The organism is Rhodoferax sp. XS2R6 (assembly GCF_056521365.1).
The window spans coordinates 170788-188460 of record NZ_JBWMAY010000001.1 but is presented as its reverse complement, the minus strand read 5'-3'; the positions used below and the strand labels follow the sequence as shown (position 1 = coordinate 188460).

Sequence of the window (17673 nt, the reverse complement as noted above, 5' to 3'; positions counted from 1 at the left end):
GAGAGCGTTAGTTCATGGTGATGACAGATTGCAGCCAAACCTCGGTGCCTACAGGCAGTGTTCCGTTTTTCGGATTGGGTGCTACAGGAACCTCGGGTCCAAATCCTCTTGCTGTGGTAACAAATACTTTAGTATTCCCTGCAGATGTGTACTGAGACATGCACTCCGGAGGGCGTTGGAAATAAGCGCCGTTACCGCCCACGCCATCACCGGCAGCAGCAAATGGCGCGATGAGCGGTGAGTTCGCACCCGGCGCGTTATCCCAGAAGTTTTGTGCCGCGTTGATTTCCCAATTAAAAACCCCAGCCCCTGGCGCCGCATTGGGAATCAGTCCCCCAAGGTTTGGGGCACTTTTGGCATTGTCCATTGCGTAGGCCTGCACCAGCGCTTCGCAATATCGCAGCGCTGCTTCTGCTGACTGTTGTCCCAGGGTTTTTAGACGGTCTTGGTTCGCAATTTGCTCGGAAGATGACGCGCCTCTAATCGAGACGCTTGCAAGAATAGTCAACACCATCAGTAGCAACAAGGCTACAACCAAAACGACGCCGCTTTGCTGAGTGCGCCTGCGCTGCAGGGAGGCATGTTTAGTCATTAAAACCTACCCCATGGTTACGCAGTAGTACGGTCGTGCGGTAAGCGCGACGTGACCTACCGTCCGCAATGGCTACTACATCGTCATTGCAGTCTAAATAGGAGGGAGCAGTTTCGATATCTTGGAGTATGGGGGTTTCGCTTCTCACAACCACGCATACACGTGCGGCGACAACCTTTTTCCAGCGGTCTAGCGCCGATGGAAGCGCTGCAAAAGCAGCATCTGCTGGTACGCCATTGATGTCGGCAGCAGAGTAGTAGCCCTGAACTATCTTGCTATCAGCCGGGCTGCCGATGCCAAACATAAACGTCATGCTTTCAATATTTTCTGCGAGCACTTGCGGTACCTGATTGAGGGTAAGGCGTGGTAAGGCGCCACCACTACCAAGGCAGTTCAACGCATTGTTGGCGATATAGAGGCGAGATTGCGTTGTGTAGTAATTGCCACCGGCAATGGAGATCCCCTGCGAAGCAATGCCGTTGCCAATGCAATCCATGGGGAGATTGCCGGCAGTGTTTCTACCGCTTACCAAATCTGACTCGGACACCACAGCAAGTGCCCCGCCACTCCCTCCTGCATTGCAGGTTAGTCCACTGACCAAAATGGGCGTGTTGTCCGTAAATCCGTTGGGGCAGGCAAATAAGCCCCAGCCCGCCTGGCCTAAATCGTTCACGGCGGTTGCAGTGGGCCCGGTGGGGCGACGTGGGTTGTAGCCAGCTTTGCGCAATTCTTGGGTTATGACAGATAGCGCCATTTGGGCATCCTCGTTCATTTGCCCTTGGGCTGCCGCGTAGCGGGTGGCTGAGGCGCCCGTGGTGTACATGACCAACATAGCCCCAATGACCACAATTCCCAGCGTGATGGATATCAGTAACTCAATGAGAGTAAAACCAGTCTGACGCAAATTGGTGCGGGCGTTGTTTACCGGGACGTGGTGTTTACTCCGGCTCATAATTGCACCCGCATGTAAAAGCAACGTGGCAATGTTGCTAGCGCTTTTGAGGCCGCGGAGCAATTGTCTGCATTGCCTTCTGCAGCGACTAAGATGCCCGGCTCTTGCCATGTAATCCAGATGTCAGCCGTGGAACGGGCAGGTGCTACGGCCACGTTTGCAACCACTTGAACCCCACCAACGGGCAAATTGTTGCGAACACGGCGTTGTATGCTGGTGATGTCATACGCAGCCAGATTGGCTGCACTGTTGCAAAACGGATACTCTGCAGGTGCTGTATCCGCATCTGCAACTCCAGGGCAGGCCGTTAAATTAGGTGCCCCGGGGAGCTGCTGAGACATGAAGGCAATGTTGTAATTTCCTGCATTCAAACCGGCAGGATTTAAGCGGATGAGTTCTGCCAATTCGTTAGCCATCGTACTGGCGACCGACCTGTAGATGGCATTGTTTTGTGCCGCAATGGAATACGCCTGCATGCCCGCCACGGCCATCATTCCCAATGACAGAAGCAAAATGGAAATTAATATCTCTATTAAAGTCGCGCCTTTTTGGGGTGCTCGTAAAGCATGAGAGGGGCGCTTCAGCATGCCGCTTCTCCCGTGACGAGCCGAACTCTTCCAACGGAATTCATGCAAAGAGTTCTGGCAAAGCTGATGTCTGTGGCGGCCGCTCCTGAAGGATGGACTAACCATCTTCCTTGTTGTCCAACTGCTCTGCCTGTTCCATCGTAGACAACGTTGTTACCTGTGCTGACAGCCGATGTAAGTGGTGCTGCACCTACTGCAAAAAAATCGGATAACCCTGTCAAAGGCTCCTGCACACGCAAAACACTGTCTCCCCCGGCATTGTTGAAAGTGCCGTTACCGTTTTCATCAACGAAGACAACCCAACCAGAGGCCCAGCCTAGGACCGCTAGCCCGTCACCCACTCCACACACAGGCGCTGCAGCAGCAGGGTTATTACTCCTGCAAATCGCAACGCTTTTGCCTCTGCGCATAGCTTCACCGCGCGCGTATCGCGTATCGGAGATAAAGTTATTCACTGCCTTGGTAACAGACGATCGTGCGATGAGTGCTGTGAAAGAAGGAACTGCCAAGGTAATCAGAATACCTACGATGGCAATGACGACCATGAGTTCGATGAGGCTGAAGCCATGCAGGCCCAAACGACAAGCTCTCCCTCGAGCTGGGAGCATGGAGCGCTTTCGGAAAAATTTGAGTCTGTCATTCGGCATTTGGATATATTAGTCGGGGTGTTTCAATCCTTGCATTGAAAATCGACATTCGGGCGGGCCCATGTGATGAACGGCACCTGTGGTGAGGGCTACCGACTCACCTCGTCCACCAAAGTCTTGAACTCATCAATGTCCTCAAAATTCCGGTAAACGCTGGCAAAGCGCACGTAAGCGACTTTGTCGAGCTTTTTGAGTTCGCGCATGACGAGTTCGCCGATGCGGGTGCTCTGGACTTCGCGCAGGCCCAGGTTGAGGAGTTTTTCTTCGATGCGCTCGATGGCGCTGTCGATTTGCTCGGTGCTCACGGGCCGCTTGCGCAGGGCCAGGTTCATGGAGGCGAGCAGTTTGGCGCGTTCAAACTCGATGCGGCGACCGTCTTTTTTGACGATGGCCGGGAAGTTGACGTCCGGGCGTTCATAAGTGGTGAAGCGTTTTTCGCACGATCCGCACTGGCGGCGGCGGCGAATGAAGTCCCCGTCTTCCGAAATTCGAGTCTCTACCACCTGGGTTTCAGAATGGCTGCAGAAGGGGCATTTCATGGCGCAGGGGTGCTCAATTAAGTGCCAAATAGGGCTCTGGCCCTTATAAAACAAGCGCAAGCAGCTATCAAAATAGTAGTGCCTGCGCTTGCCATAAGGCTTACTTGTAGACCGGGAAGCGCGATGTCAGGGCATGCACCTTGGCACGCACAGCGGCAATATTGGCCTCGTCGCGCGGGTTGTCCAGCACATCGGCAATCAGGTTGGCCGTGGCGCGGGCTTCCTCATCCTTGAAGCCGCGGGTGGTCATGGCGGGGGTGCCGATACGCACGCCGCTGGTGACCATGGGTTTCTCGGGGTCGTTGGGGATGGCGTTTTTGTTGATGGTCATGTGGGCAGCGCCCAACACGGCCTCAGCTTCCTTGCCGGTAATGCCCTTGGAGCGCAGGTCCACCAGCATCACGTGGCTGTCGGTGCCACCGCTGACGATGCGCAGACCGCGCGCGGTCAGCGTTTCGGCCACGATCTTGGCGTTGCGGGCCACTTGTTGCTGGTAAGTCTTGAACTCAGGCGCCATGGCTTCTTTGAACGCAACAGCCTTGGCGGCGATCACGTGCATCAGCGGGCCGCCTTGCAGGCCGGGGAAGATGGCGCTGTTGATGGCTTTTTCGTGTTCGGCCTTCATCAGGATGATGCCGCCACGGGGGCCGCGCAGGCTCTTGTGGGTGGTGGAGGTCACCACGTCGGCGTGGGGCACGGGGTTGGGGTACACGCCAGCCGCAATCAGGCCGGCGTAGTGGGCCATGTCCACCATGAAGATGGCGCCGATTTCCTTGGCAATCTTGGCAAAACGCTCAAAGTCGATGGCCAGGGAGTAGGCGGATGCACCTGCAATGATGAGTTTGGGCTTGGTCTCACGTGCTTTGCGTTCCATCGCTTCGTAGTCGATGGCTTCGTTGGCATCCAGGCCATAGCTCACCACGTTGAACCACTTGCCGCTCATGTTCAAGGCCATGCCGTGGGTCAGGTGACCGCCTTCGGCAAGGCTCATGCCCATGATGGTGTCGCCGGGTTTCAGGAAAGCCAGGAAAACGGCTTCGTTGGCCGATGCACCGCAATGGGGCTGCACGTTGGCGGCTTCGGCGCCAAAAATTTGCTTGATGCGGTCAATCGCTAGTTGCTCGGCCACGTCCACATGTTCGCAGCCACCGTAGTAGCGGCGGCCGGGGTAGCCTTCGGCGTATTTGTTGGTCAGTTGGCTGCCCTGGGCGGCCATGACGGCGGGGGAGGCGTAGTTTTCGCTGGCGATCAGCTCAATGTGGTGCTCCTGGCGCGCGTTCTCGGCCAAGATGGCAGCCCACAATTCGGGGTCGGCTTGTTCAACAAGGATGTTGCGGTCGTACATGGCAGTCCTAAAAGACAAAGGGCCTGTGGGTCTGAAAGACACAGGGCTGCCCAGGCGAACGGCTGATCGCAAGCCCGAAAAGGCTTGCGGCACGCTTCCCAGTGGTGTCCCACGTCAGCGCCAATGGGCCTTGAAGGGCCCGGCGCCTATCGCCAGTTGCGTGCAGGCAGGAGTTTAACCGAGCGCGCTCAGGAGTTGGCCAGGTGGGCGACGTTTTCCACGCCAACCGGCTGTGCTGTTTCGGGCGCAGGCAGCTTGACAGGCACTGAGGTGACTGGCGGCGCGGCCAAGGGCATGGGTTTGCCTGTGGCGACAGACTGCAGGCGGGCGTGTTCTGCCATTACCTTGGCAGCATAACCACCGTCGTCTTCCAGGTTGGCGGCACCCACGTAGTACTTGAGGCCACCCTCGATGGAGCCGGCGCGGGCAATACATTCCTGCAGCACCTTCACACCCACACGCAAGTTGGACACGGGGTCAAACGCGGCATGTTTGCCGCCAAAACCTTCGTACTTGTCGCTGTGCACCTTGGTCATGACCTGCATCAGGCCCTGGGCACCCACGTGGCTCTGAGCAAAGGGGTTGAAACCCGACTCAATAGCCATGATGGCCAGAATGAGGGTGGGGTCCAGCTTGGTACGTTGGCCAATCTCATACGCCTCGGCCACCAGTGCGCTCAGTGGCTCGGGGGCCACGCTGTACTTTTTGCTCAGCCAAAACGCCACAGCCGCTTGCTGCTTGGGCAGGGCCTGCGGGTTGGCTGCGGTGGCGCGCTCCACGGCGTCAGGTTCTGTGGCAATGCCGGTGGCTACCACGTGGCGGTTTTGCAGCCAGCCCATGAGCTGGAGTTCGCCGGCTTGGCGGATTTCGGGGCGTGCCGTCAGGGTGATGGCGGCAAACATGACAGCCAAGCCGAGGAGGGCGAAGCCGTTGTGGGTAATTTCGAAGAAACCCTGGGCGATGTCTTTCGCAACGATGCGAAGGCCCTGGGTGAATTGTTGAGTCGCTGTCATAGCTCTTCCTTCTTTGGCGGGGGCCAGGACCTTGGCGCTGCAATACAGCGGGGCGGTTCGGACACCTCGTTTGGGTTGGTACGCTATCAATATCCTGCGGCGTCGTCTCGACATGTGCAGCGATTTGAATATGCCGGGTTCGGCAGCGGGGCGGGTAATCCCTAGTCAAAACTTGGGATGGGCGGATTCTAGGTGGCTTTTATATGCACAGTCAACCATATCAAATTGATTTGATATATTTATTGGTTTGTTTTTGGGCTGTTTTTGCCAAAAAATTGGCAGTTTTGCGCATTTAGAGCATTGGCCTTAAGCCGCCAATCGACAGACGGTAGGCCATTGAAACTTTGATTTGAAACTGCCGAGCCTCGTGCCTAGACTGCGTGGGCCTGAACATTCAGGCGTTTTACCGGCAGTAGCCAGTCCGTGCTTCAGGCACCGTGATAAAGCGGCCCCGGTAACCCCAAGGAGGCAATCTATTGCTTCATGTTCGTGGTGGGACAGTACGCTCCCCTGCGACAACCCGTGATGGCATGGACCTTCGGTCAGCCATCGAGCCCGGCAGCGGTCTGTTCAGACTTCTGTCGGGCTTTCTTTTGCCCTTGCCTTTTGCCCAGAACACGCTCCGCCAAGCGAACGCGTCTCTATATATAGAGGCATATGCGTCTCTCTAGGGAAAGTCAGGGTTTGTCGCCAAAGACATGGAGCCAGTTCGGCACCTTTGTTTGCTATCAATAAAGGAGCTGCTTGCGCATATTCCATGAGCGTTATGGCTGATTTTCTTATAAATCTGGGTGTGCAGCAGCCGCACAATTTGGTGTTGGTAACCGTGGTGCAGTAAAAAACGGAAGGGGCAGGGCATTTCGAGGCGAAAATACCCGGCTGTATTTTTGTTTACCAACCCTGATTGCTACCCACTGTGACCTCGTCCAACTCCGCCAAACACCTCGACATTGCCCAACTGGACAGCCTGACCGGCGGCGCATTCACCGCCGCGACCGCAGGCGACCGGGCCTCCCGCATCCGGGAGTGGCTGCAGGGCAACCCCGGCGCCGATCTGCTGGCCGAGGTGTTCCGCGAGCTCAGCGTCAAAGACAAGGGCGCCGCCAAGCTGGTGCGCGAGCGTCTGGACGAAGCCAAGCGCTCCAAGGGGCAAGAGCTGCTGGCCGCGGAGTGGGCGGCTCGTGCCCAGGCCCTCATCGACACCGCCAAACTCAATATTGCCGACGCCCTGGCCTGGCAGCGTGACGCCGCCAAAGCCGGCGCGCCCCTGAGCAAAGAGCCCCTGGCCACCCTGAAGACCCAGTTGGCCGAACGTGTACGTGGCATTGAAGACTTGCAGCACCAGGTGCAAGTGCAGCGTGAGGCCGCGGTGTTGTTGGCCCAGCGGATTGAAGTGCTGTCCACCAAACCCTGGGGCGATGCCCAGGCCGCGCTGGATGCCCTGCGGGTTGACGTGGACCACTGGCAAACCCAGGCCACCGCCCTGGTGGCGCATGCCAGCTGGGCCAGTGTGGACCTCAAATTCCCACCATTGCTGGACGCCTCGCGCGGCCAGCTGCTGGTGGTGTGGGATGCTTTTCAGGCGGCCCTGAACTTGGCCGTGGCCGCTGCGGCCGACGCCAGCGCACCCTTGCCGCCCGTGCCCGTGTGGGCGGACGAACTGCGCGCCGCGCGCGGCGTGCCCGCCGAGGCACCGGCTAAACAGGCCAAACCCAAGGTGGACCCCGAAGTGCGCGCCCAGGCGAGCACTGCCGTGCGCGCCGCGCTGACCACGCTGGAACAGGAAGTGGCCGAGGGCCACGGCAAAGCCAGTACTGGTGCGGCCAATGCGCTGCGCAATGCGCTCAAGGAATTTGGCAAAGTGATTGACGGCAAGCTGGAAAACCAGGCCCATGCCGCGCTGGCGGCCGCCGGTGAACTGGAAGGCTGGCAGCGCTGGCGCGCCGACCAGATCCGCGAGGAGCTGGTTGCCAAAGCCGAAGGCCTGCTTAAGCGCCCCGAAGGCCAAGCCATTGGCGGACGCAAGATGCAGGAAACCCTGCGCACCCTGCGCGACCAGTGGAAACAAACCGACCAAGGCGGCGTGCCCAACCACGCGCTGTGGAAGCGTTTTGACGAAGCCTGCAACGAGGCCTACAAGGTGGTCGAGGGCTGGCTGGAGAAGGTCAAGGCAGAATCCGCCGAGCACAAGGCCCAGCGCCTGGCGCTGATTGCCGAGGTCAACGCCTGGGCCGAGGCCAACCGCACCGCGCTGGACGATGACTGGAAGGGTTTCAACCGCATCCTGCACCAGTTTGGCGACCGCTGGCGCGAAGGTGGACACGTGGGCGAAAAGGTGTTTGGCGAGCTGCAGCCGCTGTGGAAAGCCGCCATCGCCAACGCCGCGGCACCGCTGGAAGCCCTGCAGGCCCAAAGCCTGGCCGCCCGCCACGCCATGATCGAAGAAGCCAAGGTGCTGGGCGCCGCGCCGGTGCTGCGCATCGACGCCGTCAAGGCGCTGCAGCAGCGCTGGCAGGCACAAGCCCATGCAGTGCCGATTGACCGCCGCCAGGAGCAAAAGCTGTGGGACGCCTTCCGCAAGCCTATCGACGACGCCTTCAACCGCAAGACCACCGAGCGTGAAAAGGCCGAAACCGCCTTGGGCGCGCGTGACCGCAGTGTGCTGGATGCCGCCAAGGCACTGGAAGCCGCCAACGCCTCGGGCGATGCCCAGGCGATTCGCGCCGCCATGGCCGCACTGGAAGCCGCTTTGCAAGGCCAAGCCCAGGCGCAGGCCGAAGTGACAGCTGCCGGTGCGCAAGAGCAGGCAGCCCAGTCTGCAGCTGCTGAGGCACCGAATATGGCTCCAGCCCCCGTCGAGTCTGCGCAAGCAGCTACTGAATCGATAGCGGATGGCGATGCAGAAGCCGACACGTCGACCGACGCCCTTGTGTCGGAAGCCCCGGTGGCGCCTGCCGCCCCTGCCAAGCCAGCACCCAAACCCGTGGTGGCCGTGCGTGGCGACGACCGCCCCGGCATGAAAAAAGAAGCACCCGCCGCTCCCGGTCGTGGTGGCAAATTTGGCGACCGCAAAGACGGCGGTGCCGGACGCGGTGGTCGTGATGGCGCCGCAGCTCCCTGGGGTGACCGCGGCCCGCGTCGCGACGACCGGGGTGATCGTGGGGACCGCAGCTACGCACCTGCTGCGCCGCGCCTGGGAGATACCGCCTTCCGCGCCCAGCGCGATGCGCTGGAACACGCCCAACTGGCCTTGAAGAAACTGGCCGCCCAGGCCCATGGCGAAGCACTGACCCAACTGCTCGCCGCGTGGGAAAAGCGCGACGCCTCCCTGGTGCCCTCTGCTCAGGAGCTGGGCAGCCGTGCCGCAGCCCAAAACCGCACTGTCTGGGTGAAGGCCGTGGAGGGCACTGCCAAGCCACAAGCGGTGCAATCCTTGTTGCGCCTGGAAATGGCGGCCGAAGTGCCTACGCCTGCCGAGCATCTGGATGCGCGCCGTGGCCTGCAGCTGCAATTGCTCACGCGCCGCAACGACCCCGCCCCCGCACAGACCTGGGGCCAGGACGCTGCAGCCGTGTTGTCGGGCGAGTTCAACGCGGCCGATGCACGCCGCTTGCAGACGGTGCTCAAAGTGTTGCTCAAGCGTTAAAACGGCGGGCGCCGTATAGGCGCAATGGGGGGCCTGTGGAACAATGGGCCGTGCCCAGGCGGGTGCTTTGACCAAGGGGGAAACCGTGGACTCAGTGGACGATCTGCTGCGCAGGCTGGAGCAACTCAATGCGATTGGCTCGGCACTTTCCAAAGAGCGTGACATCACACGCTTGCTGGAAAGCATTCTGGTGGCTGCCAAGACCATCACCCATGCCGATGGCGGCACGCTCTACCGCGTGACCGATGACCAGCAGGAGCTGCGTTTCGAGATCCTGCGCACCGATTCGCTGCATATCGCCATGGGCGGCACTTCGGGCAAACCGATTAATTTTCCCAACCTGCCCCTGCATGATGCGCAGGGGCAGCCCAACGACTCGCTGGTGGCCGCCTACGCAGCGCTGCACAACCAGACGGTCAACATCGCGGACGCCTATACCGAGCCCAACTTCGATTTCTCGGGCACCCGCCAGTTTGATGAACGCACGGGTTATCGCTCGCAGTCTTTCCTGGCGGTGCCCATGAAGGACCACGAGGGCGATGTGATCGGGGTGCTGCAGTTGATCAACGCCAAGCATCCGGACACTGGTGCCGTGGTGTCCTTCTCCAGTGCCGACCAAAGCCTGGCCGAGTCCCTGGCCTCGCAAGCGGCCATTGCCATCACCAACCGCAACCTGATGACGCAGTTGGAGGCCTTGTTTGAGTCTTTCATCAGCCTCATCAACTTGGCTATCGACGAAAAATCGCACTACACCGGGGGCCACTGCCAGCGCGTGCCAGCGCTGACCATGATGCTGGCCGAGGCCGTGAATGCCACGCAGGGCGGGCCGCTGGCGGACTTCACCATGGACGACCGCGACCGTTACGAGCTCAAGATTGCCGGCCTGCTGCACGACTGCGGCAAGGTCACCACACCCGTGCATGTGGTGGATAAGGCCACCAAGCTCCAAACCCTGTTTGACCGCATGCAACTGGTGGACACGCGTTTTGAAGTGCTCAAGCGCGACCTGGAAATTGCGGCATTGCGCGAACAGCTGGCGCTGCGTGAAGTGCGCGAAGCCGATGCCGAGGCGGACATCATGGCAGGGGCGCGTACCGCGATTGACGCCTTGGACGCAGACCGCGAATTCTTGCGCAAGGCCAACCAGGGTGGTGAATTTATGAAAGACGCTGACACCGAGCGGGTGCGCCAGATAGGCACCGGCACGTTGTGGCGCAATACCGATGGGGTGGAGTCCGACTTTCTGACGGCGGACGAGATTGAAAACCTGACCATCCGCGCCGGCACACTGACCGCAGGTGAGCGTGACACCATTAATTACCACATCGTCGCCACTATCAAGATGCTGGAGCAGTTGCCCTGGCCCAAGCACCTGAAGAATGTGCCCGAGTACGCAGGTGGGCACCATGAACGCATGGACGGCAAGGGTTACCCCAAGGGGCTGACACGCGAGCAGATGTCGGTACAGGCGCGGGTGATGGGTATTGCCGATATTTTTGAGGCGCTGACCGCGCGCGACCGCCCCTACAAACAGGGCATGAAGTTATCCCAAGCCATGGGCATCATGCACAAGTTCCGCACCGGTGGCCATATCGACCCTGACCTGTTCGACATTTTTGTGCAGGAGCAGGTCTACCTGCGTTACGCCGAGCAGTTTCTGGACCCCTGGCAGATTGACGACGTTAATCCGCAAGCCTGGGTGAACTGATCTCGGGGCTGTCCGGCCGTAGGCGGCTGACCTGCACACCTGACTTTGCATCTGAGCGCCACGACAAGCGCAGCACCTCCGCCCGTGGCGGCGTTGCACCTACATCCCAATCGCTGAGCACGGTTCGGTCATGCGTCGCATCGAGCGTGTGAAAACCAGGTTTGTGTGTATGGCCGTGCAGCAGGTGCAGGGTATTTCCAGCTCCCAGCCATTGCAGCGCAGCCGGAGTGTCGACATCGGCGTATTCGGTTCCCACCTGCTTTTTGGCTTCGCTCTGGCTGCGTAGATTGCGGGCAATGTCTTGCCGAGTGGCCAGGGCTTGGCTCAGGAATGTGCGTTGCCATTCCGGGCTGCGCACCTGGGTGCGAAAAACCTGGTACTCGGTGTCGTCCAGACACAAGGCATCACCATGGCTCAGCAACCAGCGCTCCGCGCCCATTTGTAAAACAGTGGGGTCTGGGAGCAGGGTGGCGCCGCAGGCCTGCATCAGGGCATCGCCCATCAGGAAGTCGCGGTTGCCGTGCATGAGGTAGACCGGCAGGCGTTGCGCCGTTTGCTGCAGTACACGGCTGCATTCGGCTTCGAAGCTGGAGGCTTGGGTCAGCACATCGTCACCCACCCACACCTCAAACAGGTCGCCCAAAATAAAAACCGCATCCGCCGTGGTCTGGCCCAGATACTGGCGCCAAGCCTCGAAGGTCTGCGGTTCACTGGCCTGCAGGTGCAGGTCAGAAATGACGTCGATGCGTTGCCAGTGGGATGGCGCGTGTAGTTCCATCCCCCGGCCCTTGCGGTTTACAGTGCGACGGCTTTTTCGATGATGACGTCTTCTTTCGGCACGTCGTCATGGAAGCCCTTGCGGCCCGTTTTCACGGCCTTGATCTTGTCCACCACCTCAGTGCCCGAAATCACTTTGCCAAACACGGCGTAGCCCCAACCCTGGGTGGAGGGCGCGGTGTGGTTCAGGAAGCCGTTGTCGGCGATGTTGATGAAGAACTGGGCGGTGGCAGAGTGCGGGTCGCCGGTGCGCGCCATGGCCACGGTGTACACATTGTTTTTCAGGCCGTTGTTGGCTTCGTTTTCAATGGGCGCATCGGTGGATTTTTGGCCCATGCCGGGTTCCATGCCGCCGCCTTGCACCATGAAGCCGGGGATGACACGGTGGAAGATAGTGCCGTTGTAGTGGCCCTTGTTCACATAGGCCAGGAAGTTGGCGGTGGACTTGGGTGCTTTGTCTGCGTCCAGTTCCAGCGTGATGACGCCGTAGCCGGTAATGTGGAGTTCGACTTGGGGATTGCTCATGGTTTATTTCGCCACTATGGCGGAGTTGATGGTGATAGGGGTTTGGGGAACGTCGCTGCGGAACGGGCCGCCTGCGCCGGTGGGGGTGGATTTGATTTTGGTAACCACGTCCAGACCGCTGATGACTTTGCCGAATACGGTGTAGCCAAACAGCTGTGGTGAATTCAGGAGCGCCGCACGCGGCGTGTCCTTGTAGACCTGGCCCTGGTATTCAAACTTGGGCACCGGGTCACCCGGCGGAATCAGCACCGGGTCGAGGAACGCATTGTCCTGCACATTGATGAAAAACTGTGCGCTGGCGGACTGCGGGTCGTTGGTACGGGCCATAGCCAGGGTGCCCACGGTGTTGCGCGGGCCACCGCGGGAGAGGGCTTCCCGGCCTTCGTGCGGCACCGGTGCCCGTGTGGGTTTTTCCACATACTTGCTGTCATAACCGCCCCCCTGCACCATAAAGTTGGGAATGACGCGGTGAAAAATCGTGCCGTTGTAGTGTTTGTCTTTCACGTACTGCAGGAAGTTTTCCACCGTTTTGGGGGCCTTGTCTGCATACAGTTCCACCGTGAATTCACCCGCACTTGTTTGAAACTTGACGTGTGGGTTTTGTGCGGCCGCTGTCCAGCTCAACGAGGCCAATGTGCAAACCAACCACAGGCCGCGCAGCGGCTTTCCCATCCAGGGTCGCATTACAAAATTCCTTCGTAGAAAATTTTCCATTGGTTGTCCTGGCGTATCCAGTACTGCCGCTTGGTCAGGCCGGTGCGCACCCCATCCGCCACTTCGCCAAAGGTGGCCACCATGGTGTCGGCGCTGTCGGTCCAGCGCAGATAGGACACGTCCTTGAGTTGAATCGTGCGGCCTTGTGTTTTTTGCATTTCAGAACGCAGGGTCGGGGTCCACTGCGCCAGGGTTTTGCCATTGCTGTTGAAGTCTGCGGTGTAGAAAGACAGCACCTGACTGACATCACCGGCAGTCTTGGCATTGCGCCAGGCCAGCAGGGCGTCCTCAAAAGGTTTGGCTTCGGTGCGCGAGGCGCTGGGGCTGACCCAACGCAGCTGCGGCGCAATCAGCACGGGCGTGGCACGCACTTCTACCGTGCGGATGATGTGTTCCAGGTCCGGGTTGGCCAGCACCACACAGCCGTCGGTGGCCTGGGGTGGGCGCGAGAACTGGTTGGGCGGCGTGCCGTGCAGCCAGATGCCGCTACCAGTTTTGCCGCGCTTGGCATCCAGCACATTGGGGTAGTTGATGGGCAGGGCGCCGGAGCCATAAAAGTCTTTGAGCGACTTGGGGTCCAGGTTGCTGGTGATGTAGTACACCCCCAGCGGCGTGCGCTGGTCACCTTCCACGTCTTTGGCCGTGCCAGCCTTGCCGACAGATATGTAGTAGTCCGCTACCAGGCTCAATCCCGCTGGCGTATTGGCAAACAGGTACAGGCGCGAGCGGGAGGCATCCACGGCAATGGCGTGCCGTGTGCGCTGGGACAGTTGCAAAAACTGTGCGGGCACCATGTCTGCCGGTGGGCGCTCACGCAGGGCGCGTACGCGCCGCAGCGACTCTTCGCGCAACTCGTTCAGCACCGCGGGGGCGGCCTTGGCCATGGTGTCGGGTACGTCGCCCAGCTTGGCCAGGGGGCGTGTGCGCGCTGCCAGCAAGTCGCCATAGACCAGCTGGGCGAGCTGAAAGTGAGGCAGCTCTTGTGCCAGCTGTTCTGCTTTGCCCAGGGCTTCGCGGCTCTGACCCTTGCCGATCAGGCTGTAAACCTCGATCAGGCGTGCCTCGGCTACGCCCTGGGCTGCCAAGGCGCTGGGTGCTGCGCTGGTGCGCTGGATGTTGGCCTTGTCCAGGCGTTTGCTGGCGTTGGTTTGTGCGGATGCGACACCCGCCCACAGTACCAGCAGGTACAGAGGCACGCTGCAAAAGCGTCGCAGGAAGGGGCCGGGACGCACCGGCTCGCGAAGGCGGGTCATTGGCAACAGTAGAGGCCGCAAGGGCCTGTTAGTTCACCGACTCGCGAACAATCAACCAGCGGTCGCCGGATCTGGCCAGATCCAGGGTCTTGCGGCTGGAGACCGCGAGTGCGTCTGCCTTGTAGTCTTGGCGGAATTTGGCGACGGCCTTGTCGCCATTCACGCTCACGCTGAGGTTGTCGAGTTTGACGGTAATTTTGGACTTGCCACCGATGCGTTGGCGGCGTTCCGTTTCCCAGGCGCTGCGGCTGGCATTACCGGGTGGGTCAAATTCTTTGCCATATGCAGCCAGATAGCCTTTCACATCTTTGGCAGCCCAGGCACGGGCCCATGCGCGTACGGCCGCTTCGGCGTCTTTGCTGGCTTGGGCGGATTGGCTGGGGGCTGCCGGTTCTGGCGTACTGGGCGGCGTTGGCGTTGCAGCTGGCGCGGCTGCAGCCGTCGCGGCGGCTACGGCAGGCGCTGCCGCAGGGGCGGGCGCTGCGGCGGGCAGGTTGGGCGGGGGTTTGACGGCGGCGGGTGGCGTCAGCGTTGGCGGTGCCTTGGCGGGGGGCGTTGCAGCGGCGACCACTTGTGGCGGTGCAGTGACGGCCGGCGTACTGGACGGACGCTGGCCCTTGGCCAGTGCCGGGTTGAACAGTTCGCGAATCAGGGCCAGTTTGGGTGCTACCGCCGTGTTGGACGCGTCCAATTGCAAAGCCTTGCCATAGGCTTGGCTGGCCAGCTTGGCATACACATCGCCCAGGTTTTCGTGGGCGGTGGTGTAGCTGGGGTTGGTGCGGATCGCCATTTCCAGCGCGGTGCGGGCCTTGTCAAACTGGCTTTGACCGGCGTAAAGCACAGCCAGGTTGTTATAGGGCTCAGGCAGCTCAGGGTAGTCTTCGGTCAGTCGGCTGAAGGTGGCGATGGCCTCGGAGGTTTTGCCGGAGTCGCGCTGGACCACGCCTTTGATGAAACGCATTTGCGGGTCGCGGGGTTTGCCCGCCAGGTACTGGTCGGCCTTGGCGAGTGCCTCATTGAATTTACCGTTGCGTGCCAACTGGGAAACGTCGGAGTAGTCATCCGCATGGGCGGTAGAAAAGACGAGGGCGGCCGCAAGTGCCACCAAACGCAGTGACATGCTTACAAATGAGGGGGCGTGCTTCATAGTGCCTTTGGAATCTAGCGCGTCGGAGGACCCCTCTTCAGGGGGCTTATACTGCGTTGCATTGTAGCTGAGGGGTGTGCCTGCCAACCCCTTGGCAAAACCCTGATTGGACACCAAGCGAGCCCCGTAACCGAGTCTTCGGTTGCCATGGGCTCGCTGCTTTTGTGAGTTGGTTTCGAGATACCCATGAGTTTGCGCATCTACAACACGCTGTCGCGTTCGTTGCAACCCTTTTCACCCGCAGAGCCCGGACACGTGCGCATGTATGTGTGCGGCATGACCATTTACGACCTGTGCCACATTGGCCACGCCCGGATGATGATGGCGTTTGATGTGGTGCAGCGCTGGCTCAAGGCCAGTGGCCTGCGCGTGACCTATGTGCGCAACATTACCGACATTGACGACAAGATCATCAAACGTGCGCTGGAGCGGGGCATCACCATACGCCAGCTCACCGATGAAATGATCACGGCGATGCATACCGACATCGGCGCGCTGGGCATTGAACCACCTTCGCTGGAGCCGCGTGCCACTGAATATGTGCCGCAAATGTTGTCCCTGATTGGCCAGCTTGAAAGCAAGGGCCTGGCCTACCGCGCCAGCAATGGCGATGTGAACTACTCGGTGCGCAAGTTTGCCGGCTACGGCAAGTTGTCGGGCAAGTCGCTGGACGAGCTGCGTGCCGGTGAGCGTGTGGCGGTGCTGGATGGCAAGGAAGACCCGCTGGACTTTGTGCTGTGGAAATCGGCCAAGCCCGAAGAGCCGGCCGATGCCAAGTGGGCCAGTGAATTTGGCTCCGGCCGTCCGGGCTGGCACATTGAATGCTCGGCCATGAGCTGCTCCACGCTGGGCGAAACCTTTGACATCCACGGCGGCGGGGCCGACCTGCAGTTTCCCCACCACGAAAACGAAATCGCCCAGAGCGAAGGCGCCACGGGCAAGCCGCTGGCCCATTTCTGGGTGCACAACGGTTTTGTGCGTGTGGACAACGAGAAGATGAGCAAGTCGCTCGGCAACTTCTTCACCATCCGCGATGTGCTGAAACAGTACGACGCAGAAACCGTGCGCTTTTTCATCGTGCGCGCCCACTACCGCAGCGCCCTGAACTACAGCGATGCGCACCTGGACGACGCACGCCAGTCCCTCAAGCGCCTTTACACCGCGCTGGACCAGGTTGCGCCACCAGAGACTACCGTGGACTGGGCCAACCCTTACGCGATGCGCTTCAAGGCGGCCATGGACGAAGACTTTGGCACCCCCGAGGCGGTGGCCGTGTTGTTCGACCTGGCTTCTGAGGTGAATCGCAGCAAATCGCCAGCCCTGGCCGGTCTGCTCAAGGCCCTGGCGGCATGTCTGGGGCTGTTGCAAGGCGACCCCAAAGCCTTTTTGCAGGCCGGTGCCGGTCTGGACGAGGCCGCCATTCAGTCCCGGATCTCCCAACGCGCCGCCGCCAAGGCTGGTAAGGACTTTGCGTTGGCCGACAGCATCCGCAAGGACTTGCTGGCCCAAGGCATTGTGCTCAAGGATTCGCCAGCGGGCACGACCTGGGAAGCTGTGCAGTAATGGCTACCTCCGCGAAAAAGGCCGAAGAGCAGGCCCCAGTCCTCGCGACCCCTTATTTTTGGGAGGAGGCTTGCAAGCATCTGGTGAAAAAAGACCGGGTGATGAAGCGCCTGATCCCCCAGTTTGGCGATGCCTGCCTGCAAACCCGGGGCGACGCTTTTGTGACCCTGGCGCGCAGCATTGTGGGCCAGCAAATTTCGGTTAAGTCGGCCCAGACCGTGTGGGACCGCTTTGTGTTGCTACCGCGCAAGATGACACCCGCCAATGTGCTCAAGCTCAAGGTGGATGACATGCGCGCTGCTGGCCTGAGTGCGCGCAAGGTGGAATACCTGGTGGACCTGGCCCTGCACTTTGATAACGGCGCCCTGCACGTCAAGGACTGGGACGGCATGGGCGATGAGGAAATCATCGCGGAACTGGTGGCGATCCGCGGCATCGGCCGCTGGACGGCCGAGATGTTCCTGATCTTTCACCTGATGCGGCCCAATGTGCTGCCGCTGGATGACGATGGCCTGATCCAGGGCATCAGCCAAAACTATTTTTCAGGCGATGTGGTGAGCCGCAGCGACGCGCGCGAGGTGGCTGCCGCCTGGGCGCCGTACTGCAGCGTGGCAACTTGGTATATTTGGCGCTCTCTCGACCCCCTACCGGTCGCGTACTAGAAG

At 60.3% G+C, this 17673-nt stretch carries 16 protein-coding genes and 1 riboswitch; of the genes, 4 read left to right on the top strand and 12 right to left on the bottom strand.

Annotated features, from left to right (window positions below):
• Positions 1-7: 7 nt before the first annotated feature.
• The 7 genes from AC097A_RS00890 to AC097A_RS00860 form a co-directional block, all read right to left on the bottom strand.
• Positions 8-592, bottom strand: coding sequence for a pilus assembly PilX family protein (locus AC097A_RS00890; protein ID WP_479619411.1), 585 nt, complete (start codon positions 590-592; stop codon positions 8-10).
• On the bottom strand, positions 585-1544 hold the full coding sequence (locus AC097A_RS00885; protein WP_479619410.1) for a PilW family protein: 960 nt from the start codon (positions 1542-1544) through the stop codon (positions 585-587). Before AC097A_RS00885 ends, AC097A_RS00890 begins: the two co-directional genes overlap by 8 nt.
• Complete coding sequence (pilV, locus tag AC097A_RS00880) at positions 1541-2131, bottom strand: type IV pilus modification protein PilV (protein ID WP_479619409.1); 591 nt, start codon at positions 2129-2131, stop codon at positions 1541-1543. The genes AC097A_RS00885 and pilV overlap by 4 nt, the downstream gene beginning before the upstream one ends.
• Complete coding sequence (locus AC097A_RS00875) at positions 2125-2739, bottom strand: GspH/FimT family pseudopilin (RefSeq protein WP_479619408.1); 615 nt, start codon at positions 2737-2739, stop codon at positions 2125-2127. The genes pilV and AC097A_RS00875 overlap by 7 nt, the downstream gene beginning before the upstream one ends.
• Positions 2740-2867: 128 nt before the next feature.
• The gene (nrdR, locus tag AC097A_RS00870) at positions 2868-3317 is read right to left on the bottom strand and encodes a transcriptional regulator NrdR (RefSeq protein WP_105259515.1); all 450 of its coding nucleotides are present in this window, start codon (positions 3315-3317) and stop codon (positions 2868-2870) included.
• 100 nt (positions 3318-3417) lie between these two features.
• Positions 3418-4662, bottom strand: a complete 1245-nt coding sequence (gene glyA / locus AC097A_RS00865; RefSeq protein ID WP_105259514.1) for a serine hydroxymethyltransferase — start codon at positions 4660-4662, stop codon at positions 3418-3420.
• 41 nt (positions 4663-4703) lie between these two features.
• Positions 4704-4832, bottom strand: a riboswitch (ZMP/ZTP riboswitch).
• 18 nt (positions 4833-4850) lie between these two features.
• Entirely contained in the window at positions 4851-5675 is an 825-nt protein-coding gene (locus AC097A_RS00860; protein ID WP_315496120.1) for a transglycosylase SLT domain-containing protein, read from the bottom strand.
• Between the two features lie 916 nt (positions 5676-6591).
• On the opposite strand from AC097A_RS00860, the gene AC097A_RS00855 reads away from it, so the two are divergent.
• On the top strand, positions 6592-9321 hold the full coding sequence (locus tag AC097A_RS00855) for a DUF349 domain-containing protein (protein WP_479619407.1): 2730 nt from the start codon (positions 6592-6594) through the stop codon (positions 9319-9321).
• Positions 9322-9406: 85 nt separating this feature from the next.
• The gene (locus tag AC097A_RS00850) at positions 9407-11029 is read left to right on the top strand and encodes an HD domain-containing phosphohydrolase (protein WP_479619406.1); all 1623 of its coding nucleotides are present in this window, start codon (positions 9407-9409) and stop codon (positions 11027-11029) included.
• Here the strand turns inward: AC097A_RS00850 and AC097A_RS00845 are convergent.
• The 5 genes from AC097A_RS00845 to AC097A_RS00825 are packed head-to-tail and all read right to left on the bottom strand — an operon-like array spanning position 11004 to position 15445.
• Positions 11004-11807: a UDP-2,3-diacylglucosamine diphosphatase gene (locus tag AC097A_RS00845; protein ID WP_479619405.1), complete on the bottom strand. Its 804-nt coding sequence runs from the start codon at positions 11805-11807 to the stop codon at positions 11004-11006. The two genes, AC097A_RS00850 and AC097A_RS00845, sit on opposite strands and share 26 nt — an antisense overlap.
• 17 nt (positions 11808-11824) lie before the next feature.
• Positions 11825-12331 (bottom strand): peptidylprolyl isomerase, encoded by a 507-nt coding sequence (locus tag AC097A_RS00840; protein ID WP_315478265.1) that lies wholly within the window; start codon positions 12329-12331, stop codon positions 11825-11827.
• Between the two features lie 3 nt (positions 12332-12334).
• Positions 12335-13015 carry a peptidylprolyl isomerase gene (locus AC097A_RS00835; RefSeq protein WP_479619404.1) on the bottom strand — a complete coding sequence of 227 codons (681 nt, stop codon included), beginning with the start codon at positions 13013-13015 and terminating at the stop codon, positions 12335-12337.
• Positions 13015-14298 (bottom strand): L,D-transpeptidase family protein, encoded by a 1284-nt coding sequence (locus tag AC097A_RS00830; RefSeq protein ID WP_479619403.1) that lies wholly within the window; start codon positions 14296-14298, stop codon positions 13015-13017. Before AC097A_RS00830 ends, AC097A_RS00835 begins: the two co-directional genes overlap by 1 nt.
• Before the next feature lie 28 nt (positions 14299-14326).
• Positions 14327-15445: a nuclear transport factor 2 family protein gene (locus AC097A_RS00825; RefSeq protein ID WP_479619402.1), complete on the bottom strand. Its 1119-nt coding sequence runs from the start codon at positions 15443-15445 to the stop codon at positions 14327-14329.
• A 186-nt stretch (positions 15446-15631) separates the two neighbouring features.
• Between AC097A_RS00825 and cysS the strand changes: the two genes are divergently transcribed.
• Entirely contained in the window at positions 15632-17008 is a 1377-nt protein-coding gene (cysS, locus tag AC097A_RS00820) for a cysteine--tRNA ligase (protein ID WP_479619401.1), read from the top strand.
• Positions 17008-17670 (top strand): DNA-3-methyladenine glycosylase family protein, encoded by a 663-nt coding sequence (locus tag AC097A_RS00815; RefSeq protein WP_105259505.1) that lies wholly within the window; start codon positions 17008-17010, stop codon positions 17668-17670. The genes cysS and AC097A_RS00815 overlap by 1 nt, the downstream gene beginning before the upstream one ends.
• Positions 17671-17673 lie beyond the last annotated feature (3 nt).

Excerpts from the sequence above, each read along its gene's own strand:
- AC097A_RS00890 (WP_479619411.1), bottom strand. The coding sequence starts at position 592 with ATGACTAAACATGCCTCCCTGCAGCGCAGGCGCACTCAGCAAAGCGGC.
- AC097A_RS00885 (WP_479619410.1), bottom strand. The coding sequence starts at position 1,544 with ATGAGCCGGAGTAAACACCACGTCCCGGTAAACAACGCCCGCACCAAT.
- pilV (WP_479619409.1), bottom strand. The coding sequence starts at position 2,131 with ATGCTGAAGCGCCCCTCTCATGCTTTACGAGCACCCCAAAAAGGCGCG.
- AC097A_RS00875 (WP_479619408.1), bottom strand. The coding sequence starts at position 2,739 with ATGCTCCCAGCTCGAGGGAGAGCTTGTCGTTTGGGCCTGCATGGCTTC.
- nrdR (WP_105259515.1), bottom strand. The coding sequence starts at position 3,317 with ATGAAATGCCCCTTCTGCAGCCATTCTGAAACCCAGGTGGTAGAGACT.
- glyA (WP_105259514.1), bottom strand. The coding sequence starts at position 4,662 with ATGTACGACCGCAACATCCTTGTTGAACAAGCCGACCCCGAATTGTGG.
- AC097A_RS00860 (WP_315496120.1), bottom strand. The coding sequence starts at position 5,675 with ATGACAGCGACTCAACAATTCACCCAGGGCCTTCGCATCGTTGCGAAA.
- AC097A_RS00845 (WP_479619405.1), bottom strand. The coding sequence starts at position 11,807 with ATGGAACTACACGCGCCATCCCACTGGCAACGCATCGACGTCATTTCT.
- AC097A_RS00840 (WP_315478265.1), bottom strand. The coding sequence starts at position 12,331 with ATGAGCAATCCCCAAGTCGAACTCCACATTACCGGCTACGGCGTCATC.
- AC097A_RS00835 (WP_479619404.1), bottom strand. The coding sequence starts at position 13,015 with ATGCGACCCTGGATGGGAAAGCCGCTGCGCGGCCTGTGGTTGGTTTGC.
- AC097A_RS00830 (WP_479619403.1), bottom strand. The coding sequence starts at position 14,298 with ATGACCCGCCTTCGCGAGCCGGTGCGTCCCGGCCCCTTCCTGCGACGC.
- AC097A_RS00825 (WP_479619402.1), bottom strand. The coding sequence starts at position 15,445 with ATGAAGCACGCCCCCTCATTTGTAAGCATGTCACTGCGTTTGGTGGCA.
- cysS (WP_479619401.1), top strand. The coding sequence starts at position 15,632 with ATGAGTTTGCGCATCTACAACACGCTGTCGCGTTCGTTGCAACCCTTT.
- AC097A_RS00815 (WP_105259505.1), top strand. The coding sequence starts at position 17,008 with ATGGCTACCTCCGCGAAAAAGGCCGAAGAGCAGGCCCCAGTCCTCGCG.